The sequence below is a fragment of the Pseudomonas sp. P129 genome (assembly GCF_020312195.1).
Lineage (GTDB): Bacteria > Pseudomonadota > Gammaproteobacteria > Pseudomonadales > Pseudomonadaceae > Aquipseudomonas > Aquipseudomonas fragariae.
Map to the genome: position 1 here is coordinate 1 of NZ_JAGPYS010000020.1, position 15,278 is coordinate 15,278.

General features: G+C 61.2%; 13 protein-coding genes. 1 reads left to right on the forward strand and 12 read right to left on the reverse strand.

Features of this window, described 5'->3' with window-relative positions:
• Positions 1-815 precede the first annotated feature (815 nt).
• The 9 genes from trpE to KBY02_RS25235 all read right to left on the reverse strand — a co-directional run bounded on the left by trpE (position 816) and on the right by KBY02_RS25235 (position 11,548).
• Positions 816-2,297, reverse strand: coding sequence for an anthranilate synthase component I (trpE, locus tag KBY02_RS25195; RefSeq protein ID WP_225650843.1), 1,482 nt, complete (start codon positions 2,295-2,297; stop codon positions 816-818).
• A gap of 70 nt (positions 2,298-2,367) precedes the next feature.
• Positions 2,368-3,186: a phosphoglycolate phosphatase gene (locus KBY02_RS25200; RefSeq protein WP_225650844.1), complete on the reverse strand. Its 819-nt coding sequence runs from the start codon at positions 3,184-3,186 to the stop codon at positions 2,368-2,370.
• On the reverse strand, positions 3,183-3,857 hold the full coding sequence (gene rpe, locus KBY02_RS25205; RefSeq protein WP_003304938.1) for a ribulose-phosphate 3-epimerase: 675 nt from the start codon (positions 3,855-3,857) through the stop codon (positions 3,183-3,185). The genes KBY02_RS25200 and rpe overlap by 4 nt, the downstream gene beginning before the upstream one ends.
• A gap of 173 nt (positions 3,858-4,030) precedes the next feature.
• Positions 4,031-4,852 carry an ABC transporter permease gene (locus KBY02_RS25210; protein ID WP_003402023.1) on the reverse strand — a complete coding sequence of 274 codons (822 nt, stop codon included), beginning with the start codon at positions 4,850-4,852 and terminating at the stop codon, positions 4,031-4,033.
• An 11-nt stretch (positions 4,853-4,863) separates the two neighbouring features.
• Positions 4,864-6,111 carry an ABC transporter permease gene (locus tag KBY02_RS25215; protein WP_024642213.1) on the reverse strand — a complete coding sequence of 416 codons (1,248 nt, stop codon included), beginning with the start codon at positions 6,109-6,111 and terminating at the stop codon, positions 4,864-4,866.
• Positions 6,112-6,188: 77 nt separating this feature from the next.
• Positions 6,189-7,223, reverse strand: coding sequence for a polyamine ABC transporter substrate-binding protein (locus tag KBY02_RS25220; RefSeq protein ID WP_003394920.1), 1,035 nt, complete (start codon positions 7,221-7,223; stop codon positions 6,189-6,191).
• A gap of 82 nt (positions 7,224-7,305) precedes the next feature.
• Positions 7,306-8,430, reverse strand: coding sequence for an ABC transporter ATP-binding protein (locus KBY02_RS25225; RefSeq protein ID WP_011269125.1), 1,125 nt, complete (start codon positions 8,428-8,430; stop codon positions 7,306-7,308).
• Between the two features lie 479 nt (positions 8,431-8,909).
• Positions 8,910-9,539 (reverse strand): response regulator transcription factor, encoded by a 630-nt coding sequence (locus tag KBY02_RS25230; protein ID WP_003341145.1) that lies wholly within the window; start codon positions 9,537-9,539, stop codon positions 8,910-8,912.
• Positions 9,536-11,548 (reverse strand): transporter substrate-binding domain-containing protein, encoded by a 2,013-nt coding sequence (locus tag KBY02_RS25235; protein ID WP_104684601.1) that lies wholly within the window; start codon positions 11,546-11,548, stop codon positions 9,536-9,538. Before KBY02_RS25235 ends, KBY02_RS25230 begins: the two co-directional genes overlap by 4 nt.
• A 114-nt stretch (positions 11,549-11,662) precedes the next feature.
• On the opposite strand from KBY02_RS25235, the gene KBY02_RS25240 reads away from it, so the two are divergent.
• Positions 11,663-12,667: an alpha/beta hydrolase family protein gene (locus tag KBY02_RS25240; protein ID WP_225650845.1), complete on the forward strand. Its 1,005-nt coding sequence runs from the start codon at positions 11,663-11,665 to the stop codon at positions 12,665-12,667.
• A 21-nt stretch (positions 12,668-12,688) separates the two neighbouring features.
• On the opposite strand, the gene KBY02_RS25245 is transcribed toward KBY02_RS25240, so the two are convergent.
• From KBY02_RS25245 to KBY02_RS25255, 3 genes are all read right to left on the reverse strand, one after another.
• Positions 12,689-13,456, reverse strand: a complete 768-nt coding sequence (locus KBY02_RS25245) for a DnaJ domain-containing protein (protein WP_104684603.1) — start codon at positions 13,454-13,456, stop codon at positions 12,689-12,691.
• Positions 13,457-14,128 (reverse strand): N-acetylmuramate alpha-1-phosphate uridylyltransferase MurU, encoded by a 672-nt coding sequence (gene murU, locus KBY02_RS25250; protein ID WP_032655947.1) that lies wholly within the window; start codon positions 14,126-14,128, stop codon positions 13,457-13,459.
• A 97-nt stretch (positions 14,129-14,225) separates the two neighbouring features.
• Positions 14,226-15,248, reverse strand: a complete 1,023-nt coding sequence (locus tag KBY02_RS25255; RefSeq protein ID WP_032655944.1) for an aminoglycoside phosphotransferase family protein — start codon at positions 15,246-15,248, stop codon at positions 14,226-14,228.
• Between the last annotated feature and the right edge of the window lie 30 nt (positions 15,249-15,278).

A 15,278-nucleotide genomic window follows, 5' to 3' on the forward strand; every position in this document is an offset into this window, starting at 1 on the left:
TCCGCGTCCTGTCCTGAGAACTGCGGCGCGGCGCAGATCTGTGACGCGGAGCGTCACCCACGGCATTCCCACGCTGGAGCGTGAGGAACGATAGTTCTCCAACTACCGTTCATTACCAGAGCAGCAAGCCTGACTATCGTGCGACGCTCCGCGTCGCATGCCGTTCTGGACGCTCCGCGTCCTGTCCTGAGAACTGCGGCGCGGCGCAGATCTGTGACGCGGAGCGTCACCCACGGCATTCCCACGCTGGAGCGTGAGGAACGATAGCTCTCCAACTACCGTTCATTACCAGAGCAGCAAGCCTGACTATCGTGCGACGCTCCGCGTCCTGTCCTGACTCTGCGGCGCGGCGCAGATCTGTGACGCGGAGCGTCACCCGCGGCATTCCCACGCTGGAGCGTGAGGAACGATAGCTCTCCAACTACCGTTCATTACCAGAGCAGCAAGCCTGACTATCGTGCGACGCTCCGCGTCGCATGCCGTTCTGGACGCTCCGCGTCCTGTCCTGAGAACTGCGGCGCGGCGCAGATCTGTGACGCGGAGCGTCACCCACGGCATTCCCACGCTGGAGCGTGAGGAACGATAGCTCTCCAACTACCGTTCATTACCAGAGCAGCAAGCCTGACTATCGTGCGACGCTCCGCGTCGCATGCCGTTCTGGACGCTCCGCGTCCTGTCCTGACTCTGCGGCGCGGCGCAGATCTGTGACGCGGAGCGTCACCCACGGCATTCCCACGCTGGAGCGTGAGGAACGATAATCTCAAGTATCGCGGGATGCTCTGCGTCCGCTTTGAGACGCAGAGCATCCAGCCTGCTCAACCCTCGGCAGGCTGCGAGGCCAGGGCTACGGCGCGGAACATGGCGCGGCGTTTGTTCAGGGTTTCTTCCCATTCCAGCACTGGCACGGAGTCGGCGACAATGCCGCCACCGGCCTGTACATGCAGCTCACCATCCTTGATCACTGCGGTCCGAATCGCAATCGCCGTGTCCATGTTGCCGTTCCAGGCCAGGTAACCGACTGCGCCGCCGTAGACGCCGCGTTTGACCGGCTCCAACTCGTCGATGATTTCCATGGCGCGGATCTTCGGCGCCCCGGACAGGGTGCCCGCCGGCAGAATCGCGCGCAGCGCGTCCATCGCGCTCAACCCGCTTTTCAACTGGCCTGTGACGTTGGATACGATGTGCATGACGTTGGAATAACGCTCGATGACCATTTTCTCGGTCAGTTTGACCGTGCCAATCTCGGACACCCGACCGGTATCGTTGCGGCCGAGATCGATGAGCATCAAGTGCTCGGCGATTTCCTTGTGATCGGAGAGCAGGTCTTCTTCCAGCGCGCGATCCGCCTCTTCGGTGGCGCCGCGAGGACGAGTACCGGCGATCGGACGCACAGTGATCAGATTGTCCTCGACCCGCACCAGCACTTCCGGCGAACTGCCGACGACATGGAAGTCGCCGAAGTTGAAGAAATACATATAAGGCGTCGGGTTGAAGCAGCGCAGCGCCCGATACAGATCGATCGGCGCGGCGCTGAAATCGATGGACATGCGCTGCGACGGTACAACCTGCATCACGTCGCCGGCGAGGATGTACTGCTTGATCGTATCGACCGCCGCCTCGTAATCGTCTTGGGTAAAGCTGGAACGAAACACCGGGTCGGCCGCCGGCGGCCGGTCCAGATCAAGGCCGCGGCGCGGCGTGATCGGCTGACGCAGCTTGTGCATCAGTTCATCGAGCTGCGCCATACCACTTGCGTAGGCGTCCTGCTGCGTTGGATCGATCAGCACGATGGCGTGCATCTTGCCCGCCAGGTTGTCGAACACCACGACCGCGTCAGACACTATCAACAGGATATCCGGCACGCCCAGCGGGTCGGGATTCGGGCAGTTGGCCAGACGCTTCTCGACATAGCGCACACAGTCATAGCCAAAGTAGCCCACCAGCCCGCCGTTGAAACGTGGCAGCCCGGCGATGGTCGGCACGTTGTAACGCGCCTTGAAGGTTTCGACGAAGTCCAGCGGGTCTTCGACATCCAGGCTTTCGATCTCGACGCCATCATGGGTCACGCTGACGTGATGACCATGCACGCGCATCACGGTGCGGCACGGCAGGCCGATGATCGAATAACGCCCCCACTTCTCGCCGCCCTGCACCGACTCCAGCAGATAGGAGTTGGGCTGATCGGCAAGCTTGAGGTAGATCGACAGCGGCGTGTCGAAGTCGGCCAGGGTTTCGCGGGCAAGCGGGATGCGGTTGTAGCCTTCGGCGGCCAAACGCAGGAATTCTTCACGGTTCATGAGCAACCTCGTGGTTTGAGGACAAAACGGTCAGTAAGGCAAACGTGCCGGCAGGCCGGCCAGAATCAGGTCAGGCGCGCCAACGCCAGCGGGCCAGGGCCTTGATGACTTTCATCCAGAGTTTGCGAGTGACCACCACGATGGATTCTCTTGAGGAGGGACGTTTGATGTCGGGCAACAGTATCTCAGCGTCCATGTCCAGGCAACCGGGAATCAGTCTGCGCAGATCATCGATGACCATCGCCGGGTTTTCCTCGGCAATCGGTCGCCCGTGGTTGTAGCCATAGCTCAACGCGACGCAGGCCACACCGGCAGCCTTGGCAGCCTGCACGTCACTGCGCGAGTCGCCGACGAACAGCGATTGCGAGGCAGGTGCACCGGCCATTTTCATCACGAGGAACAGTGCAGCAGGATCAGGCTTTTTCTGCGGCATGGTGTCACCGCCGACAATCCAGCGAAAGAAACGCCCCAGCTTCATCTCGTCCAGCAGCGGCGCGACGAAGCGCTCCGGCTTGTTGGTGATGAGCGCCATTTCGACACCCATTTTCTGCAGCCACTTGAGGGTTTCGCGCACGCCGGGGTAGACCACGGTGAACTCATGCTTTTGTGCATAAGCGCGCATGAAGATTTCCAGGCCCTGCTCGGCCAGGGCGTCATCGACTCCACTGTGGTCGAGGTTGTTGGCCAGCGCGCGGCGTACCAGCACCGGCGCACCGTTGCCCACCCAGGCCCGCACCGATTCCAGCCCGGCGATCGGACGCCCCAGCTCAGCGAGCATGGTGTCCACCGCCACGGCCAGATCGGGCACCGAGTCCACCAGGGTGCCGTCCAGGTCGAACATGATCAGCTTGGGAAGCTTGCCTGCAAACAGCTGCTCGAAGCCGCTCATGCGCGGGATGACGCCAGTTCTGTGCGCATCTTTTCGATCACTTCGCGGTAGTCCGGCGCATTGAAAATGGCTGAACCGGCGACGAAGGTATCAGCACCTGCCGCTGCGATTTCGCGGATATTGTTGACGTTCACGCCGCCGTCGATTTCCAGGCGGATGTCGCGTCCGGAAGCATCGATCAGGGCGCGCGCTTCACGCAGCTTGTTGAGCGTGCCGGGAATGAACTTCTGCCCGCCAAAACCGGGGTTGACGCTCATGAGCAGGATCATGTCGACCTTGTCCATGACGTATTCGAGCAGGTTCAACGGCGTGGCCGGGTTGAACACCAGGCCCGCCTTGCAGCCACCCTCGCGGATCAACTGCAGCGAACGGTCGATGTGCTGGGTCGCTTCCGGGTGAAAGGTGATGTAGGTGGCACCGGCCTCGATGAAGTCGCCGATGATGCGATCCACCGGGCTGACCATCAGGTGCACGTCAATCGGTGCAGTGACGCCATATTTGCGCAGCGCGCTGCACACCATCGGACCAATGGTCAGGTTCGGGACGTAGTGATTGTCCATGACATCGAAGTGGACAAAGTCGGCGCCGCTGGACAGCACGTTGTCGACTTCCTCACCCAGACGGGCGAAGTCAGCGGAAAGAATCGATGGGGCAATAACGAAGGGCTGCATGACGCACCTGTTTGAGCAGAATCACGGTGCGCGGATTGTACGCCAAGCTTCGCCCGGAGCGGTAAGCTTCGAGCCTCGAGCTGCAAGCTGCAAGCTGCAAGCTGCAAGCTGCAAGCAGAAGCAGAAGCAGAAGCAAATCAAGATGCTTGAAGCTTGAAGCTTGCAGCTTTCAGTCACTGCGCCGTTCGCAGTTTTTCGCTGCGCCCCCTCAGCCACTCCAGCACCAGCAGCAAGACCACCGAGAAGCCGATCAGCAGGGTCGCAGCGGCGGCGATGGTCGGGCTGAGGTTTTCGCGAATGCCGCTGAACATCTGCCGAGGCAGGGTCGCCTGTTCCGGCCCGGCGAGGAACAGCGTGACCACCACTTCGTCGAACGAGGTCGCGAAGGCGAACAGCGCGCCGGAAATCACCCCCGGCGCAATCAGCGGCAGCGTCACGCGCCAGAACGCGGTCAGCGGCGATGCACCGAGGCTGGCAGCAGCGCGCACCAGGTTGTGATTGAAGCCCTGCAAAGTAGCCGACACGGTGATGATCACGAACGGCACGCCCAGCACCGCATGGACCAGAATCAGCGAGGTGTAGCTATTGCCCAGGCCCAGTGGCGCGAAGAACAGGTAGCTGGCGACGCCGACGATCACCACCGGCACCACCATCGGCGAAATCACCAGGGCCATGACCAGCGCCTTGCCGGGGAAGTTGCCGCGGGTCAGGCCGATCGCCGCCAGCGTGCCGAAGCCCATCGCCAGCAGGGTCGCAGCCGGGGCGACGATCATGCTGTTCTTCAGCGCGCGCATCCACTCGGCAGAGTTGAAGAAGTCCTGATACCACTGCAACGAGAAGCCTTGCAGCGGATAGACCAGAAAGCTGCCGGAGTTGAATGACAGCGGCACGATGACCAGTACCGGCAGCACAAGAAACAGCAGCACCAGCGTGCAGATGATGCGCAAGGTGTAATACCAGAGGCGCTCGATCGGCGATGTGTATGGGTTCAGCATGGTCACGCTCCTTAGCTCAGACGCAGGCGGCTGGCGCCGACCAGCCAGCTATAAATCAGGTACAGCACGATGGTCGCCAACAGCAGCAGCCCGCCGAGCGCGGTGGCCATGCCCCAGTTGATGCTGGTGTTGGTGTAGAACGCGACGAAATAGCTGACCATCTGATCGTTCGGGCTGCCCAGCAACGCCGGGGTGATGTAGTAGCCGATCGACAGAATGAACACCAGCAGACAGCCGGCCCCGATCCCGGCGTAGGTCTGCGGGAAGTACACGCGCCAGAAGCTCGCAAACGGATGGCAGCCCAGCGAAATCGCCGCGCGCATGTAGGTCGGGGAAATGTTCTTCATCACGCTGTAGATCGGCAAGATCATGAACGGCAGCATGATGTGCACCATCGAGATGTACACCCCTACCCGGTTGAAAACCAGTTCGAGCGGCTTGTCGATGATGCCCATCGCCAGCAAGGCACTGTTGATCAGACCGCTGGACTGCAACAACACGATCCAGGCGGCCACGCGCACCAGAATCGAGGTCCAGAACGGCAGCAGCACCAGAATCATCAGTAGGTTGCTCTGCCGCGCAGGCAGGCTGGCCAGCAGATAGGCCAGCGGATAAGCCAGCACCAGACAGATCGCGGTAATCACCAGGCCCATCCAGAACGTGCGGGCGAAGATGTCCAGATAGATCGCCTGGTCCGGAGTCGCCGGGGCGATTTCGCCGAGGTCATCGATGCGATGGTCGACCGCCGCCAGCAGGTAATACGGGGTGATGCTGCTGGTATTGCGACGCACTGCCTGCCAATAGGCCGGGTCGCCCCAACGCTCGTCCAGCGCTTCGAGTGCTTCTTTATAAGAGGCCGGTTCAGTCTTGAACGGCAGCGCGCGTACGGTTTTGCTCAGCAGGCTGCGGTATCCGGCCAGTTCGATGTTCAGACGCTTGGACAGATCGCCCAGCGTGGAATTCTTGCGCGTTTCGGCCAGGTCCAGGCTCATCGCTTTGTAGACCGACTCGGGCGGCAGCCCTTTACCATCCCATTTTTGCACTTCGACCACGGTGGTCGGCAGCGCCGTCACGACTTCGGGGTTGCCGACGCTCTTGTAAAGCAGCGCAGCGATGGGCACGAGAAACACCAACAACAGGAAAATCACCAACGGCGCGATCAGTGCCTGAGCCTTCCAGCGGTTGACCCGCTCGGCGCGAGCGAGACGTTGCTTCAAGTTAGGGCTGGCGCCTTCAGTCAAGGGCACGGCGATGGCCATAGCGAACTCCGGAATCTTTCAACGAGGGGGCGCTCCCCGTTTCAGGGAGCGCCCGGTTCTGACTCAACGCAAACGGATTACTTGGCAGCCCAGGCAGTGAAACGCTGCTCGAGGGATTCGCCGTTGTCGGTCCAGAACGCCACGTCCATCTGCACCTGATCCTTGATGTTCTCAGGCGTGGTCGGCATGTTCTGCAGGGTTTCCTTGTCCAGCAGCTTGACCGCCTGGGTGTTGGCCGGGCCGTAGGCGATGTTCTGCGAGTAGGTCTTCTGCTGCTCGGGGCTCAGCATGTAGGCGATGAACTTCTTCGCGGCATCGGCGTTTTTCGAACCCTTCGGGATGGCCCAGGCGTCGAAGTCATACACGCCACCGGTCCACACGACCTTGAGATTGCTTTCCTTCTGCACGGCGGCGATCCGGCCGTTGTAGGCCGAGCTCATCACCACGTCACCGGAAGCGAGGTACTGCGGCGGCTGCGCGCCGGCTTCCCACCACTGAATGTTTGGCTTGAGCTCATCCAGCTTTTTGAACGCGCGGTCCTGGCCGTCTTTGCTAGCCAATACCTTGTAGACGTCTTTCGGCGCAACGCCGTCGGCCATCAGGGCGAATTCCAGGGTGTACTTGGCGCCTTTGCGCAGGCCGCGCTTGCCCGGGAATTTCTTGGTGTCCCAGAAATCGGCCCAGCCGCTGGGTGCAGTGCTGACTTTGTCAGCGTTGTAGGCCAGCACGGTGGACCAGACGAAGAAGCCGGCACCGCAGGTGGTGATGGCGCCAGGCACGAAGTCAGCGGCATTGCCCAGCTGTTTCGGGTCCAGCTCTTCGAACATGTCTTCGTCGCAACCACGCGCCAGTTCCGGCGATTCGACTTCTACCAGGTCCCAGGAAACGCTCTTGGTGTCGACCATGGTTTTGACCTTGGCCATTTCCCCGTTGTACTCACCGGCGATGATCTTGCCGTTGCCAGCCTTTTCCCAAGGCGCGTAAAAGGCTTTTTCCTGAGCGGCCTTGTTGGCACCGCCAAAGGAGATGACGGTCAGGTCGGTGGCTGCCATGGCTTGCGCCGCGCACATCATGCCCAACGTGATGGCGGTGAACTTCAAAGATTTCAACATGTGTTCTTTTCTCCACGAGCAGTGTTGGTAAGCGATTGGGATGGGCGATCAGGTCGCCTCTGTTATTGCTTTTGTCGGTAGATCAATGCACTTGCTGCAAGGGGTCGAGCGCTCGGACGTGCTCGACTTGCCAGCCGATGGGCACCACGTCGCCCACGCTCAGGCCGGGGTCCAGTTCGGCAATCGGCTGTTTGACGAAGAAGTCGTGCTTGCCTGCCACTTCCAGACGCACGCGAACGTGGTCGCCCAGATAGATGAACTCGGCCACACGACCGGAAAAACGGTTGGCGCAGCTCTCGCTGCGGCCATTGAGGTTGATGCGCTCGGGACGGATCGACAGGGTGACCGGGCCACCTGGCTGACCGACATTGATTGCCAGCGCGTGGACTTTTTCGCCACGCTCCAGCTCGACCACACAGCGGTCGCCGTCCTGACTGACCAGACGTCCGTTGAGGCGGTTGTTCTCGCCGATGAAGTTGGCGACGAAGGTGTTCTTCGGTTCTTCGTACAAGCTGCGGGGCGGCGCGATCTGCTGGATCTCGCCCTGATGGAAGACCGCGACCCGGTCCGACATGGTCAGCGCTTCGCCCTGGTCGTGAGTCACATAGACCACGGTCACACCCAGGCGCTGGTGCAAGTGCTTGATCTCCATCTGCATGTGTTCGCGCAGCTGCTTGTCGAGGGCGCCGAGCGGCTCATCCATCAGCACCAGTTGCGGTTCGAAGACCAGCGCACGCGCCAGCGCAACGCGCTGCTGCTGGCCACCGGACAGCTGCGCCGGATAGCGATGCGCAAAGGTATCGAGCTGGACCATGCCCAGTGCCTTTTTGACCTTCTCGCCGACGTCTGTCTTGCTCATGCCACGCACCGATAACGGGAACGCCAGGTTCTCGGCCACGGTCATGTGCGGAAACAAGGCGTAGTTCTGGAACACCATGCCGATGTCGCGTTTATGCGGTGGCACGTTGTTGATGGCGCGGCCACCGAGGAGGATTTCACCGGCCGTCGGGGTCTCGAAACCGGCCAGCATCATCAGGCTGGTGGTCTTGCCGGAGCCGGAAGGACCGAGCAGGGTCAGGAACTCGCCCTTGCGAATGTCCAGGTTGAGGTCTTTGACGATCAGTGCTTCGCCGTCGTAGCTCTTCTGCACACCACGAAAGCTGACCAGAACATCATTTGCTCCAGCGCTTGTATCGACGTCGCTCATTACCCACACCCTTGTTTTGTCTGCGTGGGCTCCAGCCTAGAGCAGCCCGAAGCCCCCGCAAATCGGTGGCCGGGAGAGAATCGCCTAGGCCGGCTGGAAGGCCAGGGGTAGGGATTGCCCTACAGAGATGGCGCGATTGGATAAGTCGGCTCAGGCATCCTTCTCGACGCACTGCGTTGCAAGAGGACGCAGAGCGTCCCGAACGGCATGCCCACGCGGAGCATGGGCACGATAGTGCTCTCAAGGACGCCTAACGCTCCGCATGGAGCATGGGCACAATAGTGTTCTCAAGGACGCCTAACGCTCCGCACGGAGCATGGGCACGATAGTGCTCTCAAGGACGCCCAACGCTCCGCACGGAGCATGGGCACGATAGCGTTCTCAAGGACGCTTATCGTTCCTCACGCTCCGCGTGGGAATGCAGGTCTCGACGCTCTGCGTCGCAAAGGGGCGCGGGGTGTCGGGTGTCGCTTTCAGCCTCAGAGCAGCTTGTGCTCCATCGCGTACTTGACCAGATCGGCCAGCGAGTTGAGTTTCATTTTTTGCATCAGCCGGGCCTTGTGGGTGCTGATGGTCTTGCTGCTCAAGGCCAGTTGCTGAGCGATGTCGTTGACGTTGGCGCCCTGGGCAAGGCGCTCGAACACCGAAAACTCGCGCTCCGACAGCAGCGAGTGCAGAGGCCGGCTGTCGGTGAGACCCACTTCAAAGACCATGCGGTCAGCCAGGTCCGGATCGATATAACGCCCACCGGCCGCCACCCGGCGAATGGCCGTCAGCAGCAGCGCCGGGTCGCTGTCCTTGGTGGCATAACCTGCTGCGCCGACCTTCAGGGCACGCGCGGCCATCTGCGCCTCATTGTGCATCGACAACACCAGAATGGCCGGCGGGTTGGTCAGTGCGAGAATCCTCGGTATCGCCTCGAGGCCATTGACGCCGGGCATGGAGATATCCAGCAGCACCACTTCGCAGGCCACATGACGCAGGGTTTCGAGCAACTGTTCGCCGTTGCTGGCCTCGCCCACCACCTGCAGATCCCTGGCCAGACCAATCAATTGCTTGATCCCTTCACGCACGATGGTGTGGTCTTCGGCTACCAAAACACGAATCACTGTCTTCGCTCCTGTGCGAGGGTGTCCAGCGGGATATAGGCGCGCAAGGTTGTGCCCGCACCCACCTCGCTGTCCAGCTCCAGTCTGCCGCCGAGCATCAGCACCCGCTCGCGCATCCCGACCAGACCGAACGAAACCGCCCTGCCCGACTCGATGACAAAGCCCTGCCCGTCATCAGCGATGCTCATGCACATCATGCCGTCCTGCAGCGTCAGGCTGATCTCTACCGTGTGTGCGCGGGCATGGCGCATCACGTTGGTCAGCGCCTCCTGAAGGATGCGGAACATGCCCGTAGCCCTGGCATCGCTGAGCGCCGGGAGATTGTCCGGCACCTGCACCAGGCACGGAATCTGCGTACGCGCCTCGAAACGGCGTGCCTGCCATTCGATGGCCGAAGCGATACCGGCGTCGAGAATCGGTGGGCGCAAGGCCGTGGCAACATCGCGCACCAGTTGAAACAACTGAGCGATCAGGCGCTTCATGCTGTCCAGCCGCTCGCTCAGGCCAGGGTCGAGGTCGGCATAGGCCAGCTCGCACATCGACGTCTCGAGCTTCAATACCGTCAGCATCTGACCCAGCTCGTCGTGAACCTCGCGGGCAATATGCGCCTTCTCTTCTTCACGCACGCTTTCCAGATGCGCTGACAACTCACGTAACAGATCATGCGCGCGGCGCCGCTCGCTGACGTCAGTGAGGAACACCACCAGGTATTCAGCGTCACGAAAGCGCAGGAAGCTCAACGAGACATCGACAGGCAGCAGGCTGCCATCGGCGCGCAGGCAATGGGTCTCGAACACTTGCGGGCTGTCTTCGCTGGAACGCGCGTTCTTCCACAGGTTGAGCCAGCGATCCATGTGCAGACCGGGCTCGAAATCGATCAGCGGGCGCTCGACCACCTGCCCCGGCGCATAGCCCAGCATGGATTCCGCCGCCCGGTTGGCGTAACGCACGCGGCTGTCCCAGTTGACCCACAGAATGCCGACGGTGCTTTGATCAATGGAAAACTGCGCCAGGCGCAGCGCCTCCTCCTCTTCGACACGGCGGGCGAGTTCTTCACGCGCAGCCAGCAGCTCCTGCTCCAGCGCCTGCTGCTGGCGACGCTGCCAGATCACGATGGCGAAACACGCCAGCAACATCACCAGCAGCAGAATGCACAGGTTCTTCCAGAGTTTGGTCGACTCGATGAAGTGGGACGGGGTCAGCGGCATCCAGCGCGCGTGCAACTGCTCCAGCTCCTTGGCAGGGATCGCTCGCAACGCTTCGCTGACGATGGCGGCCAGCTCCGGCATGTCGCGTCGTGAAGCCACACGCAACAATTGCGGCAGCCCGATATCCCCCACCACCGCCAGCCCGGCGAACTCCGGCTCGCGCAGCAGACGACTGAGTTGCGCTTCGTCCACCACGGCATAACGAGCTTGCTGGCTGAGCAACAGCTGCAAGGCCTGGCGCTCCAGCGGCACGCCTTGCAGGTTGAGGTGAGCAAAGTTGCTGCGCAGGTAGTCGGCCGTGGTACTGGGCATGCGTACCGCGACGCGCGAAAGGCTGTCGAGTTTCTCCAGGTCCACGGCAGTGCTGCCATCACGTTCGCCGATCAACAGCTGCGAAACACGCAGATACGGGTCGGAAAACAACCACAGACGCAGGCCTGCGGGGGTTTGCATCAAGCCGGGCGCAACGTCGATTTCCCCCTTGGCCAGCGCGTTCTCCAACGCGCTCTGGTCAGGAAAATTCCGCCACAGCAAGTCGACCGGCAGCGTCGCCGCCAGCGCATTCATCAGGTCGACGTTGGCACCGGACAACTGCTGCAAGCGTTGATCGAACTGCGCGTAAGGCGCGCGCAGTACCAGCCCTACGCGCAAGGGTCCGTGCTGGTCGAGCCAGTTGCGTTGCGCTGCGCTCAACTGCGCAACGGCAGGTGTTTGAGGTTCGTCAGCCTGCGTATTCGCCATCTGAGCCATCAAGAGCAAGGCCAGGCAGCCGATAAAACCGGTGCGCAGAAGACGAATCATCAGTATGTCGCTCTCGTGTGTGCGTATCACGGCCGTGTGCCGCGCAGGCTCAGGCCTGACAAAAGCCGATCAACCCATTAGGCTGCCGGGATAGTTTCTGGCTTGGAATATCCGATGTCCTACACCTTTCGCGCAACGTTTCCTGCATTGTTTCTGTCATTGATACTGCCTTACGCCTTGCCTGCCCTCGCAGCCGACCCGGCGCCTGCCCCGGCCAAGGACGCGGCTGCAGAAGCGCCCGTCGAAAGAGCCCCACTGCTCAGCCGCTCGCAGGAAGACGCAATAGCGCTGGAACGTCAATTGCCGCGCGAAGATCAGCAACAACTTCAGGCTGGAGACGACAGCTTTCTCGCGCTCTGGAAACCCGCCAACACTGAGGCCCCTGAAGGCGCGGTCATCATTGTGCCTGGCGACGCCGAGTCACCGGACTGGCCCGACGCTGTCGGCCCGCTACGACGCAAGTTTCCGGATGTCGGCTGGTCGAGCCTGAGCATCACCCTGCCGGACCCGCTCGACAATACGCCGGGAGCACGCGAGCCCGATGCTGCTCCAGCAGATGCAAACGCCGCCAACGCCACTGACGCACCGAAGGACCCCCCCAAGGACGCTACCGCGACGGCAAAAGACCCGGCCGCAGAAGCCGAGGCCCTGGCTGCGGCTGAAACGGCCAAGGCTGCTGCCGACGAAGCGCTCGACAAGGCTCAGGCCGAGCGCATCTTCGCGCGGATCGAAAGCGCGATCAGCTTTGCGCAGCAGAACAAGGCACGCAGTATCGTGTTGATCGGCCACAGCAGCGGCGCGTACTGGGCGGCCAGGTTCCTCAATGAGCGGACATCGCCTGTGGTGCAGAAACTGGTGATGCTGGCGGCGCGTGAGCCTATGAATGCCAAGCCTTCGCTGTTGGACATGGTGCCTCAGCTGAAAGTAAAGGCCGTCGACTTCATCTACAAAAACTCACCTGACGAGGCCGCAAAGGCCCGCCTGCAGGCCAGTAAACGCACCAAGGGGCCAGGCTTTACCCAGATCGGCCTGATCAACATCGCCGGCAGCGGAGATACCGAACAAGAGCAGCTATTCCGCCGTGTTCGCGGCTGGATAGACGCCAAAGAGGAAAAATAAGCGCCACACGCACCAGCAGGTTCAGTTGAACCCGCGTCGGGCTTTGACCACCCGATAGGCATTGTGCAACTCGCTGGTCTTCTCAGTCGCCACCCGCACTTGCTGAGGATTGGCGCCCGAACCGGCAATCTTGTCAGGGTGATGGCGGCTGAGCAGGCGCCGATAGGCGCGCTTGATGCTCAAAGGATCAGTGTCCGACCTTACCCCCAGCAGCGTCATCGCACTTTTGTAGTCGTCGCCGCTGCTGATCGGCGAACGCTTCGTGGGGTCGTGGTCAGCAGCCAGCGCCTCGATCTGCGGACCTGTCCAGCCAAGCCACATCCCCCATACCCCGATCAGCTCGCGCTCGACCCGAGAAGCCTTGCCGTCCGCCCAGGCCATCCGCCAGCAGGCACGCAACATATCTTCGGCAATGTCCGGCTGCCCTTGCAGACCACGCAGATAACTGCGCAGGCCATCGCTGCCATCGCGGCCGCGCTTGAAGGCGTTGATGGCGCGCAACTGATCCGTCTCGTTCAGATTCAAACGGCGCATCTCGATACGTGCCTGGTGGATATGGCTGGCCAGAACCCGTCCGCCACTTTTGGCCAGACGGCCCAGCAACACAAACAGCAGGTCATTCTGGGGGATCGTTGCACGTCCACCCAGACGCTCACGCAGATGCGCCCAACTCTGCAGTTTCAGGCGCCGATCCAGCGCCTGACCCAATAGAGCGCCGAGCATCGCGCCTGGAATGCTGGCAATTGCATAACCGACTCCAGCGCCGATCAATGTGCCGGGCCAGAGCATTCAGCGAGTCTCCGCAAGCATCTGCTCGACTTCAGCCAGACGCTCGTGGGTGCCGACATCGACCCAGCGCCCTCTGTAGTGCTCGCCCGTGACCAGCCCCTGATGCATCGCCTCGCGCAACAGCGGCGCGAGCTTGAACGCGCCGGGCTCGCAGCTGGCAAACAGCTGTGGATGGAGGATGGCGATACCGCTGTAGGTCAGCCGCTGCCCCGCCGAATCGTCGTCGCGCACCTGACCATCGACCAGCGAGAAATCACCTGTCGGATGATGCGCGGGGTTATCGACCAGTACCAGGTGCGCAAGGCCTTCAAGCGGCACGCGCAATGCGCCGAAGTCGTAATCGGTCCAGATATCCCCGTTGATCACCACGAACGGCTCCAGGCCAAGCAATGGCAACGCCCGCTGTATGCCGCCGCCCGTTTCCAGCGGCAGACCTTCGGGGGAGTAACGGATGCTCAGGTCGAAACGCTGACCGTCGCCCAGGTAATCCTCGATCTGCTGGCCCAGCCACGCATGGTTGATGACCAACTGGTGAAACCCTGCATCGCGCAAGGCGTTCAGGTGGTATTCGATCAACGGTACATCCCCGACACGCACCAACGGTTTGGGCGTGTGCAGGGTCAACGGGCGCATTCGCTCGCCTTTACCGGCAGCGAGAATCATCGCTTTCATGCAGTCCTCTTCGACACAATCAAGATCTTTTCCAAAGTGGCCATCTTTCAAAGCGGCCCTTTATAAAACCGGCTGTTTATCACGTTGACGGTTTCTGTCAGACAGCGGTGTCTACCGGCTGCAGACTGGTAAGCAATTGCCCGAGCTGCGCCAGCTCTGGGCGACGTGACAGTACCGCCTCTATATAAGCGAAAAAGCGCGGAACGTCTTCCAGGTAGCGAGGCTTTCCATCGCGATGGCAAATGCGCGCAAAAATGCCGATCACCTTCAAATGTCGCTGTACGCCCATCAGATCACTGGCGCGCTCGAAAGCGGCAAAGTCTTCCTGTACCGGAATGCCGATGGCCCGCGCCTGATCCCAGTAGGTGCGCAGCCAGTCACTCACGCGCTCCTGTGGCCAGCTCAGGAATGCGTCCTTGAACAGGCATGTCACGTCATAGGTAACCGGGCCGTAGACCGCGTCCTGGAAATCCAGCACGCCCGGGTTGGGCTCGCTGATCATCAGGTTGCGCGGCATATAGTCACGATGCACCAGCACTTTGGGCTGTGCCAGGGCGCTGTTGATCAGCAGCTCGCTGACCTGCTGCCAGTCGCTAAGTTGCGCCTCGTCCATCTCGACACCCAGGTGCCGCTTCACGTACCACTCGGGAAACAGCTCCAGTTCACGGCGCAGCAACGCGACGTCATAGCTGGGCAACGGCGCGTCCATAGGCAGTTGCTGGTAAGCCAGCAACGCCTGAATGGCATCAGCGAACAAGGCATCGGCATTGTCGGCGTCAATGACATCCAGATAAGTCTGACGACCCAGATCGTTGAGCAGCAAAAAGCCTTGTGTCAGGTCTTCGGCATAAATTTTTGGAACATTAATGCCCGACTTTTCCAATAAATGAGCGATATCCACGAACGGTTTGCAGTTTTCCTGCGGTGGAGGGGCGTCCATGACAATAAAAGTTCGGCCCGCACCCTCCCAGCGAAAATAACGGCGAAAACTTGCGTCACTACTGGCCGCAGTCAACGTAGCCGGGGGCACGGCGCCCCAACCGTGCGCCGAAAACAGCGCCGGCAACTGCTCATCGAGCCAAACTTTCAGGGATTGCAGGCGTATATCTTGATCTGACATTACAAGGGTCTCCGACGGCGCTAGCCGTCA

Coding starts and splice junctions, on each gene's coding strand:
- murU (WP_032655947.1), bottom strand. CDS start 14,128: ATGAAAGCGATGATTCTCGCTGCCGGTAAAGGCGAGCGAATGCGCCCG.
- KBY02_RS25210 (WP_003402023.1), bottom strand. CDS start 4,852: ATGCTGAACCCATACACATCGCCGATCGAGCGCCTCTGGTATTACACC.
- KBY02_RS25215 (WP_024642213.1), bottom strand. CDS start 6,111: ATGGCCATCGCCGTGCCCTTGACTGAAGGCGCCAGCCCTAACTTGAAG.
- KBY02_RS25245 (WP_104684603.1), bottom strand. CDS start 13,456: ATGCTCTGGCCCGGCACATTGATCGGCGCTGGAGTCGGTTATGCAATT.
- KBY02_RS25200 (WP_225650844.1), bottom strand. CDS start 3,186: ATGAGCGGCTTCGAGCAGCTGTTTGCAGGCAAGCTTCCCAAGCTGATC.
- KBY02_RS25240 (WP_225650845.1), top strand. CDS start 11,663: ATGTCCTACACCTTTCGCGCAACGTTTCCTGCATTGTTTCTGTCATTG.
- KBY02_RS25220 (WP_003394920.1), bottom strand. CDS start 7,223: ATGTTGAAATCTTTGAAGTTCACCGCCATCACGTTGGGCATGATGTGC.
- KBY02_RS25225 (WP_011269125.1), bottom strand. CDS start 8,430: ATGAGCGACGTCGATACAAGCGCTGGAGCAAATGATGTTCTGGTCAGC.
- KBY02_RS25255 (WP_032655944.1), bottom strand. CDS start 15,248: ATGTCAGATCAAGATATACGCCTGCAATCCCTGAAAGTTTGGCTCGAT.
- trpE (WP_225650843.1), bottom strand. CDS start 2,297: ATGAACCGTGAAGAATTCCTGCGTTTGGCCGCCGAAGGCTACAACCGC.
- rpe (WP_003304938.1), bottom strand. CDS start 3,857: ATGCAGCCCTTCGTTATTGCCCCATCGATTCTTTCCGCTGACTTCGCC.
- KBY02_RS25235 (WP_104684601.1), bottom strand. CDS start 11,548: ATGATTCGTCTTCTGCGCACCGGTTTTATCGGCTGCCTGGCCTTGCTC.